This is a genomic window from Vibrio sp. ABG19 (assembly GCF_029962385.1).
Taxonomy (GTDB): Bacteria; Pseudomonadota; Gammaproteobacteria; order Enterobacterales; family Vibrionaceae; genus Vibrio; species Vibrio ostreae.
In genome coordinates, this window is the sequence record NZ_CP071708.1 from 2503754 (window position 1) to 2526672 (window position 22919).

General features: G+C 47.4%; 14 protein-coding genes. 8 read left to right on the forward strand and 6 right to left on the reverse strand.

The window, feature by feature from the left end; all coding sequences use genetic code 11:
• The first annotated feature begins 2 nt into the window (after nt 1–2).
• The gene (locus J0X00_RS17695) at nt 3–1361 is read left to right on the forward strand and encodes a SidA/IucD/PvdA family monooxygenase (protein ID WP_218563258.1); all 1359 of its coding nucleotides are present in this window, start codon (nt 3–5) and stop codon (nt 1359–1361) included.
• Nucleotides 1362–1579: 218 nt separating this feature from the next.
• On the opposite strand, the gene J0X00_RS17700 is transcribed toward J0X00_RS17695, so the two are convergent.
• Genes J0X00_RS17700 through J0X00_RS17710 form a run of 3 tightly spaced genes read right to left on the reverse strand, consistent with a single transcriptional unit; the run spans nt 1580 to nt 5466 of the window.
• Nucleotides 1580–3940 (reverse strand): ATP-binding protein, encoded by a 2361-nt coding sequence (locus tag J0X00_RS17700; protein ID WP_282477345.1) that lies wholly within the window; start codon nt 3938–3940, stop codon nt 1580–1582.
• Nucleotides 3933–4724, reverse strand: a complete 792-nt coding sequence (locus tag J0X00_RS17705) for a transporter substrate-binding domain-containing protein (RefSeq protein ID WP_282477346.1) — start codon at nt 4722–4724, stop codon at nt 3933–3935. The genes J0X00_RS17700 and J0X00_RS17705 overlap by 8 nt, the downstream gene beginning before the upstream one ends.
• 10 nt (nt 4725–4734) lie before the next feature.
• A complete protein-coding gene (locus J0X00_RS17710; RefSeq protein ID WP_136484150.1) occupies nt 4735–5466 on the reverse strand; it encodes a response regulator in 732 nt (243 codons plus the stop codon).
• Between the two features lie 754 nt (nt 5467–6220).
• Between J0X00_RS17710 and nhaC the strand changes: the two genes are divergently transcribed.
• Entirely contained in the window at nt 6221–7783 is a 1563-nt protein-coding gene (gene nhaC / locus J0X00_RS17715; protein WP_282477347.1) for a Na+/H+ antiporter NhaC, read from the forward strand.
• A gap of 436 nt (nt 7784–8219) precedes the next feature.
• Here nhaC and fdhA read toward each other — a convergent pair whose 3' ends face one another.
• Nucleotides 8220–9422, reverse strand: a complete 1203-nt coding sequence (fdhA, locus tag J0X00_RS17720; protein ID WP_136484148.1) for a formaldehyde dehydrogenase, glutathione-independent — start codon at nt 9420–9422, stop codon at nt 8220–8222.
• A gap of 546 nt (nt 9423–9968) precedes the next feature.
• Between fdhA and J0X00_RS17725 the strand changes: the two genes are divergently transcribed.
• Nucleotides 9969–10949: a DHH family phosphoesterase gene (locus J0X00_RS17725; RefSeq protein ID WP_282477348.1), complete on the forward strand. Its 981-nt coding sequence runs from the start codon at nt 9969–9971 to the stop codon at nt 10947–10949.
• Between the two features lie 85 nt (nt 10950–11034).
• On the opposite strand, the gene J0X00_RS17730 is transcribed toward J0X00_RS17725, so the two are convergent.
• On the reverse strand, nt 11035–12954 hold the full coding sequence (locus tag J0X00_RS17730; RefSeq protein ID WP_282477349.1) for a beta-glucoside-specific PTS transporter subunit IIABC: 1920 nt from the start codon (nt 12952–12954) through the stop codon (nt 11035–11037).
• An 8-nt stretch (nt 12955–12962) separates the two neighbouring features.
• Nucleotides 12963–13814, reverse strand: a complete 852-nt coding sequence (locus J0X00_RS17735) for a PRD domain-containing protein (protein WP_282477350.1) — start codon at nt 13812–13814, stop codon at nt 12963–12965.
• Nucleotides 13815–14592: 778 nt separating this feature from the next.
• On the opposite strand from J0X00_RS17735, the gene ascB reads away from it, so the two are divergent.
• From ascB to J0X00_RS17760, 5 genes are all read left to right on the forward strand, one after another.
• Entirely contained in the window at nt 14593–15996 is a 1404-nt protein-coding gene (gene ascB / locus J0X00_RS17740) for a 6-phospho-beta-glucosidase (RefSeq protein ID WP_282477351.1), read from the forward strand.
• 535 nt (nt 15997–16531) lie between these two features.
• Nucleotides 16532–17926, forward strand: a complete 1395-nt coding sequence (locus tag J0X00_RS17745) for a PTS transporter subunit EIIC (RefSeq protein ID WP_282477352.1) — start codon at nt 16532–16534, stop codon at nt 17924–17926.
• A 190-nt stretch (nt 17927–18116) separates the two neighbouring features.
• A complete protein-coding gene (locus tag J0X00_RS17750) occupies nt 18117–19529 on the forward strand; it encodes a carbohydrate porin (protein ID WP_282477353.1) in 1413 nt (470 codons plus the stop codon).
• Nucleotides 19530–19686: 157 nt separating this feature from the next.
• Nucleotides 19687–21372: a sulfatase gene (locus tag J0X00_RS17755; protein WP_282477354.1), complete on the forward strand. Its 1686-nt coding sequence runs from the start codon at nt 19687–19689 to the stop codon at nt 21370–21372.
• A 344-nt stretch (nt 21373–21716) separates the two neighbouring features.
• Nucleotides 21717–22898, forward strand: a complete 1182-nt coding sequence (locus tag J0X00_RS17760; protein WP_282477355.1) for an anaerobic sulfatase maturase — start codon at nt 21717–21719, stop codon at nt 22896–22898.
• Nucleotides 22899–22919: the final 21 nt, after the last annotated feature.

A 22919-nucleotide genomic window follows, 5' to 3' on the forward strand; every position in this document is an offset into this window, starting at 1 on the left:
TCATGCAAGGCACACACACAAGGAAAGGTCACGATACTCAACCCCAGTCTGCACATATCTATGATGTGATCGGCGTTGGCCTGGGGCCGTTCAATCTCAGTATTGCGGCACTGGCGGCGGAGAAAGCGTCATTGTCGACGCTGTTCCTCGATAAGAAAGCACATTTCGCCTGGCATCCGGGATTGCTGCTGAATGATGCCAAGATGCAGACGTCATTCCTTAAAGACCTGGTTTCGGCGGTGGATCCGACCAGTCGTTACAGTTTTCTCAACTACCTGGTCACCAACCGTAAATTCTATCCGTTTATGGCCTCCGGCCAGACGACCATCAGCCGTCTTGAGTTTTCGGACTATCTGGGCTGGGTGGTCAGTCAACTGCCGAACGTTGCCTTTAATCAGGAAGTGACGGCGATTGAACAGAGCGACGGCGTGTTCAAAGTCTCAGTCGGGCAGCAGCAGTACCTGACCCGACATCTGGTGATGGGCACCGGCCTGACCCCGAGTATGCCGGAGTGTGTGACGCCGTTTGTCGGTAAGCACTGTTTCCACGCCAGCGAACTGGCGCTGCGCGATCCGCAGCTGACCGATAAGCGGGTGGCGATTATTGGTGGCGGACAAACAGGTGCGGACGTGTTCCAGCATGCGTTTGACGGCGAATTCGGCCACGCGCGCGAGCTGAACTGGATTTCACGCCGCGCCAATATTGAAGTGCTGGATGAAGCCTGTTTTACCGACCAGTACTTCATGCCGGACTACGTTAACGATTTCTATCAGCTTGATCAGGCCACTAAACAGCGCGAGGTGGCACGCCAGAAGCTGACCAGTGACGGCATCACCAGCGACTGTCTGCAAGGCATTTACCAGCGTCTGTATCACGATAAGTATGTATTGCGTAAGCCTAACTGGTGGAACATTTGCCCGAACCAGTCGCTGGTGGCGATGCGTCAGGATGAAGACGGTTACCACATCACTCTGGCCCACGGCCTGACCGGAGAAACCCGTGAGATCAGCGCCGATGTGGTGATAATGTGTACCGGATTTAAGCGCATCGTGCCGCATTGTCTGCGCGATCTGCAGGATCAGATATCCTGGGATGAACATGGCCGGCCAATCTTGTCGGCGGATTTCTGTGTCGACTGGCAGGGCGCGCCGCACAACCGGATCTATATGGTCAATGCCGGGATCGCCTCGCATGGGATTGCCGAGCCGCAACTGAGCCTGGCCTGCTGGCGCGCGGCACGTATCCTTAACCATGTTGCCGGTTACACCGTGTATGATCCGGTCGAGCACCGTAATATGCTTGACTGGGGCATGGCGACCCAGGCGAGCCAGGAGCGCGTCAGCAGTCGTTTAATCTCCTGACAGGCACGCGGTTTGTCTGGACTGTTGTGTTTATAAAGCGAACTTGGAGCAAAATAGCCAAGCCTGAGCCCGGTAAACCGGGCTCAGGCTTTACTTTATTTGGCGCGATGTTCTAGGGCGAGCCCCTATTTTTCAGCAGATCAAAAGCTTTCAGCAGATCAAAAACTTTCAGGAAACCAAAAGCGTCCAGAAAACGAAATGCTGCCAGGCAACGAATCTTATGTTGGTGCGTTTAATGCGGCGGTTAAGCGCGTCAATTCGGCCAGGCTGGCCCGACTGTACTGAGCCAAGTCCCTGCCACGCTGAGATGTCAAAGCTTCTTCTAAACCCTGCTGGGCTAAATCTTCCAGCGCCCGTAACTGGTGTGCTAACTGACTGGCGCCGAGAGACTCCGCATCACCGGCCAGACGGTGGGCCTGCTCTGCGATGTCATAGTGATCGCCGCGTTGCATGGCTTGTTCAATCCGGGGCAGAATCTTGTCACAGCTGCGTTGCAGTGTGCGGATAAGATTGGTTACCCGGGCGGAGCCCAGAATCGTGCTGTGCGACTGAAAAACGGCGAAGTCAATCAATGCCGCAGCGGTGGCAGCGGTATCAGGCGGTTCTGTCTCTGGCAGAATTTCTGCTTTGGCGATCACCTGATTGATCACTTTATACAATCGCCCGATTTTGAGCGGTTTCGGCTCAATGGCAACCATACCGGCGGCGTGATATTTCTGAATCAGCCCGGGCTGAATATTGGCAGTCAGTGCAATGACAGGCGTATTGGTGTTGAGCCCGGACTGGCTGGTGATGTGGCGGGCAATGTCTACTCCGCTGATGTCCGGCAAGTGGACATCGAGCAGGATGACATCAAACTTACGCTCGCTGGCCGCCAGTAGAGCCTGACTGCCCGTCTGTGCCAGTTCGACCTGGTGACCGTCCTGACTGAGCAGTGCCATGGTCACTTCCTGATTCACCGGCGTGTCTTCCACCAACAAAATTTGAAGCCCGTCCAGCCTGGCTGGATGACTGGCTTGGGTTAACGCCGGGTACTGCGCCAATTCAGGTGGTGTGCTGAGCGGCAGTTCAAACCAGAATGTGCTGCCGCAGGCGGGCTGGCTGGTAACCCCAATTTCTCCGCCGAGGCTGTGTACCAGTTTTTCGGTGATCGCGAGGCCAAGCCCGGTCCCGCCAAAGCGGCGGGTAATGCTGTCGTCGGCCTGGCTGAAACGTTCAAAAATACGTGCTAAATCACTTTGTTCGATGCCGATTCCGCTGTCGCTGACGGCAAAACGCACCCACTGCTGATCTGGCCCGGTACGGGAGCGGGTGAGGGTGACATGCACAAAGCCCTGCTGGGTAAACTTAATGGCATTGGAGATCATATTGGCCAGCATCTGGCGCAGCGCGCCCGGTGCACTCTGGCAAACATCCGTCACCGTCGGGTCAATATCAAATTGTAAATCCAGGCCTTTTTCCAGCGCACCAGCAGAAAACAGGTGGCAGCTGGTTCTGACCAGTTCATGCAGGGAAAACAACTGGTTCTCCGGAATATAAGCGCCTTCTTCTAATCGGGCATAGTCGAGCAGGCCATTGAGGATTTCCAGCAGTGCGTCACCGGACTGATAAATGGTATTAAGACGCTCTTGTTGTTCCGCCGAAAGTTCAGTGCGACCCAGTAGCTGCACCATCCCCAGGATGCCATTGAGCGGGGTGCGGATCTCATGACTCATGGTGGCGAGAAACTTGGTTTTGGCCTGACTGGCGGCTTCGGCATTTTCTTTGGCTTCGAGCAGATTCCGGGTACGTTGTTCGACCTGTTCCTGCAACTGGTCCCGGCTGTACCTCAGCTCCTGTTGCTCCGACTCACGCCGCTCAATATCACGCAAAATGGCCAGGCGCATTTCATTGATCGCTTCGACCACCTGATCCAGTTCATTACTGCTGCGCTGGCGGGCGCGTTTTTGCAAAGTGAGCGGTTGTCGGAGATGACTTTTACTGATTTGACGGGTGAACTGTGCCATCCGTTCCAGATGACGGGTGATATTAAAGTGTACGATGCCAAACAGCACCACGCTGGTGGCCAAAATCATCAGCGACTGTACCAGAAAGCTCCACAGCGCAGATTCAATCAGCCGGGTATGCACTGCCGCCACATCGTGAAAGACAGTCAAGATACCTAACTGACGCGGCTCGCGCTGCAAGGTGTGATAAACAATCGCAAACTGGTTGGAGGCCTCGGCTTTGGCAGGTAGCGTGCCAAACTGCAGCTTCTCCGGCCAGTCAGCGCTGTCGAGAGTCACGGCCTGAATATCGGGAAAGTTCATGATGCCCTGCAGTTGCAGGTTGACCTGCTCTTTATCCAGATTCCACACGCTCTTAGCGATACCGTCTAACTGGGAAGAAGCGATCAGGCTCAGGCGAGTCTGCAGGCTGTGTTGTTCACGGCGGTATTCGGCCCACACCTGTAGCGCAGTGGTGACCACAATCAGCACCAGGCCACAGAGCAGAAAGCGTTTAAGTACCTGATAAACCAGAGGGTGATCGGTATGGTAACCACGTGCTTTACCAAGCCAGGAGGCAGAAGTATCAGTCATGCGCACCTCCGTTCCGGGTCGATATCCGGTATTGTTCGGCGTATTGTGCCATCAATTCACCAATATCAGTCTGGCGGGTGATCTGTTGCAGGGCCTGATCCAGTTCAGTCAGATGAGCAGAGAGCGGTGATTTTTTCGCAATCGCAATATACCAGTAATCGGTGGTCAACGGACGCTCCAGCGGGACGATGATGTCTTGATAACCCAGGCGCTCGTTTTGCAACTGGCCGCCATAGCGACCGAGAGGCATCATATCAATACGTCCGCGCAGCAGTTTAGCGAAGTTCTGCTCGCCACTGGACACATAGTCGACCTGCATATGGCGCGCTATCCAGTCGTCCATTTCATCCCCGTAGGAGTCACCCAGAATGACGCCTAAGGTTTTGTCTTTCAAATCGCTCAGTTGGCTAAACTTTTGGGGGTGCTGGCGATTGTAAAACAGCACAATCGGCTCTTTGACGATCGGCGTCGAGAGATAATGGTTGTAGTTTTGCCGCCCGGCGACCTTATACATCGCAGTGGCGATATCAATATGGCCCAGTTCCATTTCCTTTAAACAGCGTTGCCAGTTAAAGTCCTGCTCAAATGAGAGGGTGAGGTTAAAGCGTTGAAACAACTGTTGCAGCAGATGAGCGCCGACGCCTTTTACCTGATGGTTATCGACCCAGGAAATCGGCGGATAGATTGGCAGCCCGCACGCTCTATAAGTGCGGTTATGATCAAAATGGTTTGCCTGCGCGAGCGGTATCAGTAGCAGGCAAACGAAAGCCAGTAACGTTTTCATGCCGGCTGCGTTATTCAGGTGAGTAGAGGTAACCGACACCGTGCACGGTGATCAGCCATTTCGGACTGTAACTGTCATCCTGCAGTTTGCGGCGAATACGGCCGATCAGAACATCTATGGTACGATCGGTGGCGTTCCAGGAGCGGTTCCTTAATCTGTCCATCAGTTCATCGCGCGACAGAGAGCGGCCCGGGTTGGTGGCCAGCGCGTTGAGCAACTGAAATTCCGCTTCGGTCAGCTGGACCGGTTCATCGCCGTCCGCTTTTTTCAGCCAGCGGCGATGGATGTCCATTTTCCACGGTCCGATGTCGATAAAACCACCAGGTTCTTTTTCCGCACTGCGTTCCAGCGTCTTGAGCTTTCGGACCCGGCGAATCAGGTTTTTGCTACGTGCCAGAATTTCTCGCGGATTGAAAGGCTTGGTGACGTATTCATCGGCGCCGCATTCCAGGCCGATGATACGGTCAATCTGATCCTGACGACCGGTGACCAGAATAATGCCAATCTCTGATGCACTGCGTAATTCGCGTGTCAGGGTCAGGCCATCTTTGCCGGGCAGGCGAATGTCGAGCAGCACCATGTCGATATCATGTATCGCCAGCAGCTCTTCGCCGTGCTCGGCGGTTTCTGCCGAATGGACAATAAAGCCCTCTTCCTCAAAATAGCTGACCAGCGTTTCTCTGGTGACATCGGAATCGTCGATCACCAGTATCTGAGCTTGTGCGTTTACCACGGGGGTCATAATCAGAATCCTTTCTAGTGCGGCTGATTGACTGGCTTGTTTACACGTTTAAGCGTCTGTAGATATACAGGTTTGCAATCGTATAAGTAGCAAGTGCCGTTCCCTTTATACCAACTGTAAATATTAATTTGCTTGATAAGCAAGCTTGCTGCCCGCCAGAGATGAAGCAGTCTACATTTTAATCCGTTTGGTTTACATACTTTCACAATCTGTTGGCTGAATTTTACTTGTTATTACTTATGGTTGATGGCTGTCAACCACTGTTTAACGAGTACTCAGGAGGATTGCATGGCGGTCAACGCGCTGAAACGGATTTCCTACAAAAGTGCAACATTCGCACCAGGTTAGTGCCGGATATCCGGCGGCCGGGCAGGAGGTGGTGAGAATCCCAATCATGACGGGAGATGGGTCAGAGGCAGGGACAACGGATGCCTGCATGAATGTTGTGCTACAGGCAAATAATGCGATGTTAATCAACGGTTACTTAATGGGTTTTAATACTGCTATTTGTTGTATATTTGGTGGATATGGCTGTCCTTGTGGTACTTGGCTTGATTTACAACTTAATTACAAGCTGTTACGCGTGGTTTGAGACTTGTGGACAGGATAGGGCTACAACTTAACCTACCAAGCCGGAGGATAAACGCGGGCAGAGTGCTGATGCGTTTAAGCAACAACAGATTGAGGAGCAATCCTTGTGTACTTCCGGTGTACTGGCATCTGAATCATTTTCTGCTCTGCGCAAGGAGGCATTATGTCTAAAGAGCAAATAAGTCGGTCTACAGAACAAGCAAGTCGGTCTAAAGAACAGCAGTCTTATCAAGAGCAAATTGAACGTCCGGGACTATTTTTGGCAATTTTGCCGATCGCTATCACGATAGGGTTGCTCGGTATCCAGCTGTTTTACTTTGGTGACTTTACCCCGCATACCCCGTTAGCGATCGGGATTGTGTTTGCCTGTGCGATTGCCTGGTTGCGCGGTTATCGCTGGAATCATATGGAGCAGGGCTTGTTCCACGTGATTAAGGTCGCCACGTCGGCGATCGTGATTATGTTGATCATCGGTATGATTATCGGGATTTGGATCGCCAGTGGTACCGTCCCTATGATGATCTATTACGGTTTTCAGGTGCTGACCCCGCAAACGTTCCTGGCGGCGGCAATGATCTTGTGTGCGGTGATTTCTGTGTCACTGGGTACATCCTGGACCACAACCGCGACGGTTGGCCTGGCGCTGATGGGCGTTGGTGAAGGGTTTGGTATACCGATGTACTGGACTGCCGGCGCTGTGGTTTCCGGCGCTTTCTTTGGCGACAAAATGTCGCCGCTGTCTGATACCACCAACCTGGCTCCGGCTGTCACGGGCACCAACCTGTTTGCCCATATTCGTAACATGCTGCCAACCACCTTCCCGGCGATGTGTATTGCACTGGTGGTCTATCTGTTTGTTGGCTTTAACATCATTGATGCCCAGCAAGTGGATATCGCTAAGATTGAAGCGCTGAGTACTGCCCTCAATGATCACTTTGAATTTAACTGGTTGGTGCTGACACCGGCAGTGGTCGTGTTTGGCCTGGCATTGATGAAGATGCCTGCGATTCCGAGCCTGATGGCGAGCGTGCTGTTCAGTATGCTGATTGCGGTGGTGGTGCAGGGGGTATCAGTCCACGATGCGCTGACGTTCCTACAAAATGGTTTTAGTGTTGAAACTGGCAACGCCACCGCTGATGCCTTGCTTAACCGCGGCGGAATACAATCGATGTCCTGGATCATTACTCTGGTACTGATTGCTTTGGCATTGGGGGGCGTTCTGGAGCAAACCCGCTGTCTGGAAACGATTGTTCTGTCGATTATGAGCCGCGTACGCACTATCTTTGGCTTGCAACTGGCATCAACCATGACCGCCGCTGGTACCAACCTGGTCGCAGGTGACCCATATCTGTCGATTGCGCTGCCGGGACGTATGTTCAGCCAGGCGTATCGCGGTATGGGTTACTCAACCTTGTGTCTGTCCCGTTCGGTAGAAGAGGGCGGAACCCTGATTTCTCCGCTCATTCCGTGGAACGCAGGTGGCGCGTTTGTGATTCATGCGCTGGGCCTTGGCATCGCTGCCGGCCACACCGAAAACCTGCTCTACATCGTCTGTGCCGTGGCATGTTGGGCTTCGCCGTTACTGGGCATTATCTACGCGGCGTTTGGTAAATTTTGCCCGAAAGCGACGGAAGAAGAAAAACGTCAGTGGGCCGAACAGGGTGAATTGATCCTTGAGCCGATTAATGAAGAGCGTCCGCTGGGTAAACCGGCGGTGCAATACTGATTCTCACTGTTTTGAACCCGCTAAGCCGCTGCACTCGCAGCGGCTTTTTTGCAGGTGTCACTGGTGCGCTGTATTTTCTTCCTGTACTTGTACGGCTTGTGTTTGCCATTTGCACGGTGCGCAACTCTTCTTTGCGGCGTCTCTCCGAAGACTCTGCTTGCTGAGTGCGTTTGACTGCGCTTATTGAGCGCTGCACTTTGCACTGATGGTGCGGCTGGTGTTTTAGCATCGTAATTTGGCCTCATGCAGTAGCGCCAGCTGCTTTTTCAAGTGGCTGAAAGGTGGCAAAGGTTGACAGAGAAGACACGCTTAGAGAACACAAAGTCTGGCAGGCATTTCATAACTGACAGGTTTCTGTTAACAGACAGGTATAAAAAACCGCAGAACAGGTCTGCGGTTTTTCATGACTTAACTTCCGAGAAGAGGTTGGGTCATATTATTTAGAGATGAACTCACCGTGCGGGTCGATAACGAATTTCTTCGCTGCACCGCCGTCGAAGTCTGCGTAGCCTTGTGGTGCCTGATCCAGAGAGATCATCTGCACGTTTACTGCGTCTGCAATCTTCACCTTATCAAACAGGATAGATTGCATCAGACCACGGTGGTACTTCATGGTCGGACATTGACCAGTGTGGAATGAGTGAGATTTAGCCCAGCCCAGACCAAAGCGCATGCTAAGTGCCCCTTCTCGTGCCGCTTCATCTTTAGCGCCCGGGTCGTCAGTCACGTACAGACCAGGGATACCGATAGAGCCACCTGCGCGGGTGATCTGCATGGCAGAGTTCAGTACTGTCGCTGGTGCTTCTTCTTTGTGACCACAGCCACAGCCGTGCGCTTCAAAGCCGACACAGTCAACGAAACAGTCAACTTCGCGTTCGTTCAGAATCGCTTCCAGTTTGTCTTCCATGCTGCCTTCTTCACGAAGGTCGATGGTTTCACAACCGAAGCTGCGTGCCTGAGCCAGACGATCTTCAATCATGTCGCCGACGATAACACACGCTGCACCCAGCAGTTGAGCCGATACCGCCGCTGCCAGACCTACCGGGCCTGCACCAGCGATGTATACGGTTGAACCCGGGCCAACACCTGCCGTTACACAGCCGTGGAAACCGGTTGGGAAGATGTCAGACAGCAGAGTCAGATCCTGAATTTTTTCACGTGCCTGATCCGGATCCGGGAATTTCAGCAGGTTGAAGTCTGCGTATGGCACCATGACGTATTCAGCCTGGCCACCGACCCAACCACCCATGTCAACGTAACCGTAAGCGGCGCCAGGGCGAGCAGGGTTTACATTCAGACAGATACCGGTCAAACCAGATTTACAGTTGCGGCAACGACCACAGGCGATGTTAAACGGTACCGATACGATATCGCCCACATCCACGAATTCTACGTCACGACCTTTTTCCAGGATGATACCTGTGATTTCGTGACCCAGTACCAGACCTTCTTCAGCAGTTGTACGGCCACGCACCATGTGCTGGTCACTACCACAGATGTTGGTGGTCAGAACTTTAAGGATAACACCGTGCTCGCACTTGCGGTTACCAAGTGCCAGTTCAGGATAAGGGATAGATTCTACAGCAACTTTTCCTGGGCCTTTGTAGACAACACCACGGTTGGATTTTTCGTAGGACATAGGGTCTCCTTGTTGAGGCTTTTTATAGTTGTAGCGTCCCTTTAACCAGACAAATTCATTTTGTTTGGTTAGCGGCGCGATGGGCAGGGCAGTCAAGGTCGTCATTCGGACGAGAATGTGACGGACAATGACTGCCCCATAAAGCGGCGTTATTCGAGCGACTACAAACTTTGTTTGGTTTATCTGCTTGCTTTGCATACCGAAAATAGCCCTCAAGTGCTGCACCCATATGTCGCAATGCGCCGCGTAATGGTGCATTTACGACGCTGGGGAAGGATAAAAAGAGATGCTGAGAGTGCGCTCACAGAGGTGTGAAAAAGTTGAGTAATTTAGTCGGAAAAAGAAAAAACAGGCACGTAAATTGGCTGAGAGGTGATGATGTGAGACTTTTGTCAATTTGATGTCGGTCATTTTGGAATTAATGTTGTGTTTTTACCGTGTGAAGCGTGTAATCTGGCTATACATAACAATGCGTAATCCTAATAGCCTCATGGGATGTAAGCGCTTTTATTCAGGTCTCTATTCGAAGAGTAGTACAACAACGTCATGAAATTTTTTGAATTTGAACAGCTGATAGCCAGTCTGAACAATGAGCCGCGGGTGATTGTCCAGGCGCATGATTTTCCCGATCACGATGCGTTGTCATCGGCGTTTGCTATGGCCTATTTGCTGCGCAAACAAGGACTGAATCCATTCATTACCTATAATGGCTTCATTGACCGCATCTCACTGCGCAATCTGATTCATTGGCTCAATATACCGATTGTCCAGCCGCATCAGCTGACTTTGACTCCGAACGATAAAATCATTGTGGTGGACGGCTGCATCGGTGAAAAGAATGTCACCGATTTTCCCGGTCTGGAAGTCGGCATCATTGATCACCATCAGGTTAACGCGCCGGATTTTGTCTGGTTTGCTGACATCCGCCCGGATTATGGCTCTACCGCCACAATCATGGTCGAATACTTTAATCAGTTTGGGCTGGAGATTCCGGCCAAGATTGCCACAGCGCTACTGGTGGGACTGACTTTTGATACCGCCAATTTCACCCGTGCAGTTGGCGCGGCCGATATTAATGCGTTACTGCAATTACAAGCCAAAGCGGACATGACGATGGTGAATCGCATCTGTCGTAACCAGATTGAGTTTCATGAGTTAAAGCTGTTTGATACCTTGCTGGCGAATATGAAACGCGAGAAAAACTGCGCATTTGCGGCGCTGCCAGAAGGCTGCAGCAAAAATATGCTCGGTGTTTTAGGGGATTTCCTGCTCGGCGTAGACGAAATCGATATGGTGGTACTGAGCGCACGCAGTAAAGAAAAGACATTTTTGTCACTGCGTTCTGAATGTAAGCACAATAACGTCGCTAAGATTGTGCGCCGCGCTCTCAATGACAGCGGTATTGGTTTTGGCGGCGGTCATCCTCACATGGCGGGCGGCATTATTAACCATATGTACCAGCTGGCGGATGAATTTGAATACGTGTATGACCTGATAAAGCCTCAACTGAGACTCAAACAGGCCTGACCAATGAGAAGAGGGAACTCACGCTCCCTCTGATAGTTATCCAAACCTCAATCAAACTGATGGGCCTGACTTCTGTTCTGGCTGTTTAAACCAGGGTCATCAGCGGATCGCCACTGCTGACCCTGGCCGAGTTAGTGACAATCACATCTAAATAGTCATCGCTGTTGGTAATGACTATCGGTGTGGTGGTGTCATATCCGAGGGTGGTCAGCACTTGCAGGTCAAACTGTATCAGTATTTGTCCCTGGGCTACCTCTTGGCCTGCCTCAACCAGCAATTCAAATCCCTTGCCGTTCAGTTTCACGCTATCGATGCCGATGTGAATCAGCATTTCCACGCCGTCTTCACTTTGCAGCCCGATCGAGTGATGGGTTTTGAACACCGAAGCGACTTTACCGTCAAACGGCGCTCGCAGCTCTCCGCTATCTGGGATAATGGCGACGCCTTGCCCCATAATTTCACTGGCGAAGGTGGGGTCACCAACCATAGATAAAGCAACCACCTGGCCGGAAAGCGGACTGCTGATTTTTACAAAGTGGCGGCTTTTGGCTCGCTCTGCCGGTAAATTGTACATATCAGTCTCGGCGGAAGTTTCTGTCTTCGCAGGCACCATGGTTTTTTCACCAGCCTGGCTGGTCGGGGTAAAAAAGTAGGTGAGGGAGATCGCCAGCAGTAGGGTGAGCAGGGTGCCTAAAATTGTGGCATACACTGAGTTGTCCACGCCCGTTGGCGGAATGAACTGCAGGATAGAAAATAAGCCCGGCATCGTCGGCGAATAGGCTTTGGCGTAAAAGTAGGCCGCAATACCTGAGCCGATCGAAGCAGAGAAGCAGCCAAAAATAAACGGCCATCGTCTGGGTAGAGTAATGCAATATATAGCGGGTTCTGTAACGCCAAACATCGCCGTGACTGCTGCACTGCCAGCGTAAGCAACACTTTGTTGTTTACGGTATTTCAATACAATTCCCAGACAGGCGCCGACCTGACCAAACACAGCGGGAACCAATAGTGGTGGAATAACATCAAAACCATTCACTGCGATGTTGCTCATCACTATGGGCGCCAGGCCCCAGTGGATGCCAAACACGACCAGCACTTGCCATATCGCTCCGATGATCATGCCGGCGATGACCGGACTGGAGTGATACAAAAAGAACACGACAGTGGAGATTGTTTGGGCGATTGTGGTACTGAGCGGCCCGATGACCAGAAAGGTTAACGGGATGGTGATCATCAGGCACAGAAATGGTGCCAGCCACTTATAAAGATATTCGGGTAACGACTTAGGTATACGCCGCTCCATCCAGACATTAAACCAAGTGGCGAATAAAACAGGAATCACCGAGTTTGAATAGTTAATAAACTGGAGGGGCAGGCCGAGGAAATCGGCTTGCTGGGGGGGCTCTGCTGCCGCTTGTTGTGAAAAAAGCGTATTTACATGATTGGTAATTTCAGGGTGTACCAGCGCTCCGGCGATAGTGATCCCAAACAGTGGATTAGAACCAAAATGTTTTGAAGCCGTATAGCCGAGTAATATCGGCAGAAAGAAAAACACAGTATCGGCGGCAGAATAGAGGATACGGTAAGTGCCGGTATCGATACCTAACCATCCCATAATGACACACAAAATAATCGTGCCTTTTAAAATTCCGGCTGCACTCAAAAACCAGAGAATGGGGTTGAAAATGTTGGTAATGGTGTTGATTAGGGTGTTAACGTGTCCTGGCAGGTTGTGATTTTCCGCAGTATCTATCAATGGTGTGACGGACTGAAAGAGTTTCTCGACCTGGGTTCCGATGACGATCTGAAACAGACCACCGGACAGCATCACAGAGATCACTTCCGGCAGTTGTTGGATCTCTTTCACCGCATCTGCGGGGATCTGTTTAAGCTGGAAGCGCAAACGTGTGGTGCAATGGGTCACCCGCATCACATTTGATGTGCCACCGAGCTTGGTGATGATCTGCCGGGCCAGACGGTCATAATAGTCACTGGATATTTGCATGGTTTCGATCAGTTGGTTGGCGTGGCGCGGCGCACCCGTTCAACATGAATGGTCAGAAACATCATCTCTTCTGATGTCATGGCATGTTTAAACCGCTTATCTACATAACGGCTGATTTTTTCAACACAAGCGAATGCAGTGGGGTATTTACCCCGCACAGACTGGAATAGTGAATCGTCATCATCAGAAATGGTCGTCTGATGAATCAGACGGTGAACGAAGAACTTAAGATGCGTAACCAAACGGCGGAACTCATCGTTGTCTTCATTCAGATCCAGGCCAAGGTTGTACTTAATCATATGCACGATGTCGCGAATTAAGTTGGTCACGTTGATGGTGTTGTTCATGTCCTCATTCAACTGAGCGTTTACTAGATGTAAGGCAATAAAACCGGCTTCATCTTCAGAGAAGGTAATGCCAGAGACAGATTTTAATAGTTGTAAAGCCTGACAACCGACCTTGAACTCAACTGGATAAAGCTGCTTGATTTCCCACAACATACCGTTTTTTACCATTTGACCGGAACGTAACCGTTCTATGGCAAAGTGGATATGATCAGCCAGCGAAATCCGGATACTCGGATGCAACTCGGTGTTCAATGACTGCTGCGCAAGTTCAACAATCTGTTCTGTCGCGGTGAGCAATTCCAATGGGATTTCTTCTAATAGCTCACGATAACGATTGTCGATGGCGTCATCGTCGCTTTTAGCTAGAGTGAACACTTTTTCAATTTTGTCAGCGGCGATTTCCATACCGGCTTTCATTTGAAACCCGATCCCTCGTCCCATCACCACGACTTCTCGCTCATTGGCGTCTGTAGAAATAAGAACGTTATTATTTAATACTTTTGATACACGCATAATATTTTGAGTAATAGGCAGTTTTGTGCATAAAAAAACCTAAGCTGGTCAGATCATTCAAATGATTTGTCCTGAAGCTTAGGTTTTGCCTGCTGGTCGCAGTTACAATCCGGTAATTTAAACATAGTGTATCGTTTTCTTTTTATTCTCTCAAATGTGGAGAGTGAATGTGTGAATAAATACACACTATTGTATCACTCGCGCTTAAGATTGACTCTTCCTAGCATTTAGCTACTAGTATTGCTGAAAATTTTTGGTATTGCTGAAAGTTTTGAAATGTCCAACTTCAATTGGAACCGGTTACAAATGTGATTAAAATCTCTTTATTTTGAGAGATAAGCCCAATTAAATCGATGCTAATCACATTTGATGGTTGAGTGCGTTGACCTGAAAATTGGCCGGAATTAATGTGCTCCTCAACCTAGCAGTAAGTAGTAGATCTACTACTAATGTGACTGCTGCATTTAGTATGAGTACTCTAGAACGGAGTAGAGTGTTCACTATAAACGGATTGTTATCGCGCAAGTGAGCAAAACCTGACTGAACTTACCCCTTGGATCTTTCTTGGTAAGTGGTCAGGTTTTTTTGTACCTGGAAATCAGTACAGCACTGACAGTAAGCCCAGTTTACAGTCTATGTTGTTTATCTGAGATAGGGTAAAGCATTGTTTTGTTTACACGATTCGCATTCTTAAGGGGTGGGCCGATAGTTGCGCGAGTACGCAGCGTAAACTAGTCGTCTAAACCGATGTCGATTTCATTTTAAGGAGATTAATCCAATGAGTTTTCGTTTTCCTGATTCATTTCTTTGGGGCGGCGCAACAGCAGCTAACCAAATTGAAGGTTCTCACGTACTAGATGGCAAAGGGCTTTCCACTTCTGACGTGCAGCCATTTGGCGCGATGGGAGAATTAGTCTATCGTGAAGAAGGTGACTTCAATATTAAGGACGTCGCGATTGATTTCTACAACCGTTACGCTGAAGACATCGCTTTGTTTGCAGAAATGGGCTTCACCTGCCTGCGTGTTTCGATCGCCTGGAGCCGTATTTTTCCAAATGGTAATGATGCTGAGCCAAATGAAGCAGGCTTAGCTTACTATGATCGTGTGTTTGATGAAATGGCCAAGCACAACATAACTCCGCTAGTGACTTTGTCTCACTATGAGATGCCACTCAACTTAGCTAATCAATACCAAGGCTGGGCAAGTCGTGAAGTGATTGGTTTTTTTGAAAATTATGCGAAAGTTGTGTTCGAGCGTTACAAGAACAAAGTGAAGCTGTGGCTGACTTTTAACGAAATTAATGTGACCCTGCATGAACCATTCACTGGTTCAGGCTTGCCGCGTGACTGCAGTGAACAAACTCGTTACCAAGCTATTCACCACCAATTGGTAGGCAGTGCTAAAGCGGTAAAAGCATGCCATAGCATCATTCCAGATGCCAAAATAGGTAATATGATCCTTGGCGCAATGCAGTATCCGCTGACTTGCAAGCCCGAAGATGTGATGGAAACCTTAACACAAAACCGTGAATGGTTGATGTTCGGTGATATTCAGGCTCGTGGTTACTACCCGAGCTATATGACTCGTAAATTTGAAAAATTAGGCGTAGAGCTGAACATTACCGAAGAAGACAAAGAAGCATTGGAAGAGACGATTGACTTTATTTCTTTCAGCTACTACATGACGGGATGTGCGAGTGCAGATCCATCTGAGCAAGAGAAAGCTGGTGGTAACATGCTGAGTATGATTGCCAACCCACACCTTCAAGCGTCAGAGTGGGGCTGGCAAATCGACCCAGTCGGTCTGCGTTATCTGCTTAACTTCTTGTACGATCGCTACCAACTTCCTCTATTTATCGTTGAAAACGGCTTGGGTGCCAAAGACCAACTCAATGAGCAAGGTGAAGTCGAAGATGACTACCGTATTGATTACCTCAATGATCACTTGTTCCAGGTTGGTGAAGCAATTCAAGATGGTGTACCAGTAATGGGCTTTACTTCATGGGGCCCGATTGACTTGGTCAGCGCGTCGACAGCTCAAATGTCCAAGCGTTATGGTTTTATTTACGTTGATCGTGATGATTTAGGTAAAGGTACTTTAGGGCGTAAACGTAAGAAGAGCTTCCATTGGTATAAATCGGTTATTTCCTCACAAGGTGAAGCATTAAAGTCTACGAAATAATCGGATAGTCCCCCCCAAAGGTTCACCGGTGCTCCTGATGCTGGTGAACCTTGATTTAATTTTAGGTTTTCATCCGATTTAAACATATTTTTTTACTCGAAGTTATGAAATCAGTGAATACTCGTTCTTGGTTGTTAATAGAGATTCTTCCTAGATTACATGCGCTAAAAATCATGTAATGGCATACTATTGTGACGCCGTTTATTGTTTATTCACCCATTTTTAATTAATTGTCGATGTAGGTCACAACTGAGGTTTTAGCTAGTTGAAAATAAGGTTGGCGACGCATAATCTATCGTTGTTCGGAAAGGATTGTTACCGTGAAAACGGGCAAAACCTGGTTAGATTGCTTCGCTTTAAATAGTGTTGTGAGATCTACCAGGTTTTTTTTATCTAAAATAAAATTAATAAATTCAGCGGGATTGTTACCATCTTTAGGGCAAAACCCGGATTGAACCTAAGTTACTTTTGGGTCAATCCGGGTTTTTTTATGTCTGAAAATAGAGAAGCTTCCCGATTTAAGTAAGGCATTTATATGACATATGAACAAGTGGCAGCAGATATTGTAAGAAATATTGGTGGTGCTGAAAACGTCGAAAGTGTAGTGCACTGTGCAACACGCTTACGTTTCAAATTATATGACAATTCTAAAGCGGACAAAGAGGCCGTTAAAAAGCTTGATGAAGTGATTGCTGCGGTTGAAAGTGGTGGTCAATTCCAGGTTGTTGTGGGCAACCATGTCAACTTAGTTTGCGAATCGGTGAAAGCCGTTCTTGGAGGGACGGTAACGTCTACGAGTAAGCTTGCTGAGACAAAAAAGAAAGAAGGTATTCTGGCGACTTTTATTGATCTGATCTCCGGTATTTTTACTCCTTTGTTGGGGGTTATGGCTGCATCAGGGATTCTTAAAGGGATTCTGGCACTCTCGGTCACTGCGGGCTGGATGACTTCTACAAGCGGTACTTATCAGGTTCTGTTTGCCGCTAGTGATGCGCTATTTTTCTTTTTCCCTCTAGCGCTCGGTTATACCGCTGGCGTGAAGTTCAAGGGCAACCCGTTCGTTACTATGGCTATTGGCGGCGCCTTGGTGCATCCCTCTATGATTACTGCATTCAACGCATCGCAAGCTGCAGACTATGACGCTTTAACTTTTCTTGGCGTGCCGTTGATCTTTATGAATTACGCATCATCGGTAATGCCTATTATTTTTTCTGCTTGGGTATCGTGCAAGCTGGAACCTGTATTTAATAAAGTACTGCCTAGTGCGGTGAAAAACTTCTTTACACCTTTATTGTGCCTGATGGTGACTGTACCACTTACCTTCATGGTTATCGGGCCGGCCGCTACTACAGCCAGCCAATTTTTGGCTCATGGTTACGAAGTGATTTATAACTCAAGCCCAGAACTCGCAGGCTTGCTCATGGGGGCTGGTTGGCAGATCTTTGTCATTTTCGGTCTGCATTGGGGATTCGTTCCTGTTCTGTTGAATAATATGGCGGTTATGGGCTCTGACAGCATGCTACCGTTGCTTGTCCCAGCTGTCTTAGCCCAAGCTGGCGCTGCGCTGGGGGTTTTCCTGGTCGCGAAAAACCAGAAGCTGAAAGCGATTGCTGGTTCAGCATGTACTGCAGGTATTTTTGGTGTCACAGAGCCGGCTATCTATGGTGTTAACTTACCGAAAAAGCGTCCGTTTGTTTTCGGGTGTGTCGCTGGTGCTCTCGGTGCTGCAGTACTAGGCTACTTTCAGGTTCGTGTCTATTCGTTTGCTATGCCAAGTGCTTTGATTTTCCCTCAAATTATTCCTCCAACCGGTGTAGATATGACTCTTTGGGTCACTATTTTTTCTTCGGCTTTTTCCTTTTTATTGGCAGCTTTGTTAACAGTATTTGCAGGCCGGGTCAATCAAGAAGAAAAAACTGAAATGTCATAGAAAAATATTACACCATATAAATATTTGAGAAGTAGATAATCTGAAAAATAAAACATAATCGGAGAATGAAGATAATATAATTAGCATCAAATAATAATAATTTAATCAGTAGAATTAGAACGTGTAGTACATCAAGGATATATTCCCATTCCTTGTTGTGTTTAGAGCTATCTATAATAAAGGTGAAACAATGAACAAGATTAAATACCTACCGTTCGCGATTGCGATGGTTCTGTCCTCGGGGTACGTAGCAGCCGAAACAAATGCCGCATTGGTAGCCGACTCTTTTGAAACAAGGGTTGATAAACTGGAAAGCGAAGTTGAACGTCTAAATGACTTTAACTTTGCAGGTTATTTTCGCGCGGGTTGGGAAACGTCAACCAATGGTGACACTAACGCGACTACAAGATTTGGTGAGCGTGGTAACTGGGCTCAAGGTGCGTTGGGGCGCTTTGGTAATGAATACTACGGTTGGTATGATTTTCTGTTCTCTCAACAATTTTACGATAAAGAAGGAATCAGTGCTAAGGCTGTTGTTATGATGGATGGTTCGCTGAACATGCAAGATAGCAAAGCGCAAATTACTAATGGCGATGGTGATACTTTTACGTTCTCAGACATGTACCTAAGCACCAGAGGCTTAATTTCACTCGACCCTAAAGCTGAATTTTGGGTGGGTAAACATGGTATAAGAAATCGTGTCGTTAAGTTGTTTGACTGGAAATATGCGATGAGCAATGCCGGTGCTGGTGTGGGTATAAATGACTTACACATCGGTCCCGGTGTATTGGACCTGGCGTTAACTCGTTATGACTACACAATGTTCAGTACAACGCTTTCAAATACGGGGATTAGCACTAATACGAATACATTGGAGATGCACTATAACGATATTCCTATATCCGATGATTTGACTTTAGGTTTAATGACCAAATATACAATGGCGAATAAGTCCAGCTCTGTTGAGGCTGCAGAAGCCGCTGGTACGATTGTTGAGCTAAAAGATGCGGGTATGGTTGGGGCGGTAGTTCGTCAAAAGTCAAATGACGGTAGCTTCAATGAATTTGTTCTGCAAGCGGCTAACAACGGTATAGCCACTAACATGGCTCGTATTCATGGTGCAAACCCAGTACTCGCGCATGGTGGCAACTACTATAGCCAGCAGAGCGGTGGTGCTTTGGTGAGATTTGTTAGTCAGGGCGAGAACTTTATCGGTGATCATTTTGGTATTGCACACGCTATTGCTGTTGCCACTTCTAGCGATATCTATGATCCAGATGCATTGGTTGCGCACTCAGACATTAACTACGTACGTACAGCTATTCGCCCTGCTTACATTTGGAGTAACTTTAACCAAACGGGAATGGAGTTGGGGTATTTCAAGCAAACGTCAAAATCTGAAGGCGAAACATTAAATGAATCTGGTTACAAAGCGACTTTGTTCCATAATATTAAATTTGGGAAAGGTATTAATAGCTCTCCAGAAATCCGTTTTTATGCATCATATTTAGAAGCGCTAGAAAATGATATTGACAACGTTACTTTTGATGGTGATGATCATCAGTTAAAATTTGGCGTTACCGTGGATTTATGGTACTTCTAATATTTATGTGAGGATTAACCTTACGTAATCATAATACAGTTTTCCATGTTGAATAGTCTAATGTCTAATCTGAAAGACGTCGTAATATTAAATTTTAACTATATCTGAAGTTTAATTCATGGGTGATTGGTAAACCTAACGAAATGAGGTAAACAAAATGAAAAAAAAGATGCTATCGGCACTTGTCACTGTTGCCTGCGCGTCCACTGCTTTTGGTAGTAATGCGATGGCTTCTGCTCCTGAGAAAGGCGCACAGCCAAATATCGTATATATTATCGTCGATGACCAACGTTTTGATGCGCTAGGATTTATGAATCCAGTGGCGGTGACACCAAACATGGATAAGATGGCGGCAAACGGCGTACATTTTAAAAACGCTTTTGTAACCAGTTCATTGAGCTCTCCAAGCCGAGCTAGCGTTCTTACGGGGATGTATTCTCATAACCACGGTATCGTGGATAACAACCCCAACCCGGTAGCAGAAAAGCTTAACTACTTCCCACAAGAGTTGAAAAAAGCAGGCTATCAGACGGGCTTCTTCGGTAAATGGCATTTTGGAGGTATTGAAGAGAAAGCGACGGCAGGCTTTGCCGGTTTTGACCGCTGGGTTGGCTTAATTGGTCAAGGTGATTACTACCCAGTTAACATGCTAGGTAATCCAGCTCAGTTAAATATTGACGGTAAAATGGTCAATCAAAAGGGCTACATCACTGATGAGCTGACTGACTACACTCTCGACTTCATTGAGCACCGTGATAAATCTAAGCCATTTATGGTTTATTTGTCCCACAAAGGCGTCCACGCTGACTTTCTGCCAGCGCCTCGCCATAAAGATACGTTAAAAGGTAAGACGTTCCCTGTTCCAGATAGTTATGCAAACACCGAAGATAACTACAAAGGCAAGCCGCGCTGGGTAGAAGATCAACGTAATAGTTGGCACGGTGTTGATTTCCCATACATGAAAAATATCGATCTTAACGAATTCCAACGTGATTATTACGAAACACTGCGCTCGGTAGATGACAGTGTTGGTCGTGTGCAGCAATATTTAGAAGAGCATGATCTTGCAGAGAACACTATCATCATGCTGATGGGTGATAATGGCTTCCAGTTTGGTGAACACGGTCTGACTGATAAGCGTACTGCATATGAAGCGTCAATTCGTGTTCCTCTGATTGCATCGGGCCCAGGCTTTGATAAAGGTCGCGTGGTTGAAGATGTGGTAGCGAACATTGATATCGCGCCGACACTGCTGGATGCGGCTGGCGTCAAATCACCTGACTGGTACGATGGTTCAAGCTTCTATCCGCTTGCTCACGGTGCTAAACCCGAGAAGCCACGTGATACTTCATTTGTGTATGAATATTTCTGGGAATACAATTTCCCTTACACACCAACCACATTTGCTATACGTAACAACACTTACAAGTACATTCAGTATTACGGCCTTTGGGATACCGAAGAACTTTACAATCTGAAAGATGATCCTGACGAGATGCATAATCTTATCAACTCTAAAGATGAGGATATCATTAAGACTAAGATCGCACTGCGTAAAGAGTTGTTCGAGAAACTAAAAGATCATAATGGCAATAACATTATCCCTTACAACATGCGACGCTCTGAAGGTGTAGTGCAACGCCATGGTCCAGAAGGTCAGAAATCTGCGAATTTCCCTGAGCACTGGATGGAGGAATACAACCCTGAAGATAAATACCGTGGTTGGTTCCCAGATCGTCCAAACAAAGATCAGTTTCTACAACAGATCATCAAAGGGATGAAAAAAGGCGAAGACGCACTGGAAAAAGCAATTGCAGAAGAAAAGAGTAAAACATCTTTTTAATCAGAATGTTGCTTGATTTATGATGGAAGCTGGCCCCCTAGGTGCCAGCTTTATATCTTGGCCCTTTGTTGATTGAGACCACTTGTACTCTATCGGTTGATGAAGCGATGTAAGTCACGAAAATCGAGTGTGGTAATTGACGAAATTATTGTATGTAGTAACCTCTAACTAATTCGGATTGTTACCATTATAATTAATGGGCAAAACCCAGCACTACGTTAATTCCTAGTGCTGGGTTTTTTTGTTTAAAATCCTGTACTGACTCAAAGACATCGTTATACATCGATGTGGAAGATATGAGCGAAGTCAACGTCTAACAATTAGTCAATGTGTCGAGTAATGTCATGAAGCCGAGAATAGATAATTTTCAACTACTGTCTAAGCCCACAAGTTCTGTATGTAATATTGACTGTGAGTACTGTTTCTATTTAGAAAAAGAGCACCTTTATCCAGAAAGAAAGCATAATTGGCAAATGGATGAAGTGACACTGGAAAATTATGTTAAAAAAAATATCCATTCACAGCCTGCGGATACGATTGACTTTATCTGGCAAGGTGGTGAACCTACACTGGCTGGGTTAGCCTTTTACAAAAAGGCGGTGGCACTACAAAGAAAGTACGCTGGAAAAAAGCAGATAAATAATTATTTCCAGACGAACGGTATTAAACTAGATAAAGAATGGTTGTTGTTTCTTAAAGAACATAACTTCTTGGTGGGTATTTCGATTGATGGTAACAGTTTACATCATGATGCGTACCGTAAAACGCGATCAGGTAAATCAACATACGATAAAGTAAAAAAAGCGATTGGTTTGATGAATCAATATGGGGTGGATTTTAATACGCTTACTGTAGTCAGCGACGCCAACGTTGATGAACCGATTCAAGTTTATGAGTCACTGAAGAAATTAGGCTCTAGATATATGCAGTTTATCCCGTTGGTGGAGCGTATTGCTAACCAGCCTACTGAGGATGGTCTGTATCTTATTAAACCTGACTTTAGCGGAGCTTCCGACATCGCCCCTTGGACAGTACCGAACGATAAATATGGGAAGTTTCTAAACAAAATTTTTGACCATTGGTATCGAAATGACATCGGTCATTGCTTTGTTATGAATTTCGAACAGACGATGACGCAGTTAGTTGGTGGGCGAGGGATTTGTATTTTTGAACCAGAATGCGGAGCGAATTTAGCGCTTGAAGCAAATGGTGACATTTATTCTTGCGACCATTTTGTATTCCCGGACAACAAAATCGGTAATATCAATGAAGATAAGTTGAGTATGCTGATTAACTCAGATCAACAACTAGAATTTTCTCATAGCAAGCTCAAGAACATTGATCAGGACTGCTTAACTTGTCCGGTCAGAAAAATGTGTAATGGCGGTTGCCCTAAACACAGGTTCTTGGCATCAAGAAATGGCTTGCGTAACAAAAACTATTTGTGTCAGTCATATAAAGAGCACTTTACGCATGTTTTACCTTATATGAATAATATTATTGCTAATATCTTTGGCAATAAATGACGATTAGATTTTGTTTATTGT

Bases quoted from the DNA above. Each gene is read 5' to 3' on its own strand.
- J0X00_RS17695 (WP_218563258.1), top strand. From the start codon at position 3: ATGCAAGGCACACACACAAGGAAAGGTCACGATACTCAACCCCAGTCT.
- J0X00_RS17700 (WP_282477345.1), bottom strand. From the start codon at position 3,940: ATGACTGATACTTCTGCCTCCTGGCTTGGTAAAGCACGTGGTTACCAT.
- J0X00_RS17705 (WP_282477346.1), bottom strand. From the start codon at position 4,724: ATGAAAACGTTACTGGCTTTCGTTTGCCTGCTACTGATACCGCTCGCG.
- J0X00_RS17710 (WP_136484150.1), bottom strand. From the start codon at position 5,466: ATGACCCCCGTGGTAAACGCACAAGCTCAGATACTGGTGATCGACGAT.
- nhaC (WP_282477347.1), top strand. From the start codon at position 6,221: ATGTCTAAAGAGCAAATAAGTCGGTCTACAGAACAAGCAAGTCGGTCT.
- fdhA (WP_136484148.1), bottom strand. From the start codon at position 9,422: ATGTCCTACGAAAAATCCAACCGTGGTGTTGTCTACAAAGGCCCAGGA.
- J0X00_RS17725 (WP_282477348.1), top strand. From the start codon at position 9,969: ATGAAATTTTTTGAATTTGAACAGCTGATAGCCAGTCTGAACAATGAG.
- J0X00_RS17730 (WP_282477349.1), bottom strand. From the start codon at position 12,954: ATGCAAATATCCAGTGACTATTATGACCGTCTGGCCCGGCAGATCATC.
- J0X00_RS17735 (WP_282477350.1), bottom strand. From the start codon at position 13,814: ATGCGTGTATCAAAAGTATTAAATAATAACGTTCTTATTTCTACAGAC.
- ascB (WP_282477351.1), top strand. From the start codon at position 14,593: ATGAGTTTTCGTTTTCCTGATTCATTTCTTTGGGGCGGCGCAACAGCA.
- J0X00_RS17745 (WP_282477352.1), top strand. From the start codon at position 16,532: ATGACATATGAACAAGTGGCAGCAGATATTGTAAGAAATATTGGTGGT.
- J0X00_RS17750 (WP_282477353.1), top strand. From the start codon at position 18,117: ATGAACAAGATTAAATACCTACCGTTCGCGATTGCGATGGTTCTGTCC.
- J0X00_RS17755 (WP_282477354.1), top strand. From the start codon at position 19,687: ATGAAAAAAAAGATGCTATCGGCACTTGTCACTGTTGCCTGCGCGTCC.
- J0X00_RS17760 (WP_282477355.1), top strand. From the start codon at position 21,717: ATGAAGCCGAGAATAGATAATTTTCAACTACTGTCTAAGCCCACAAGT.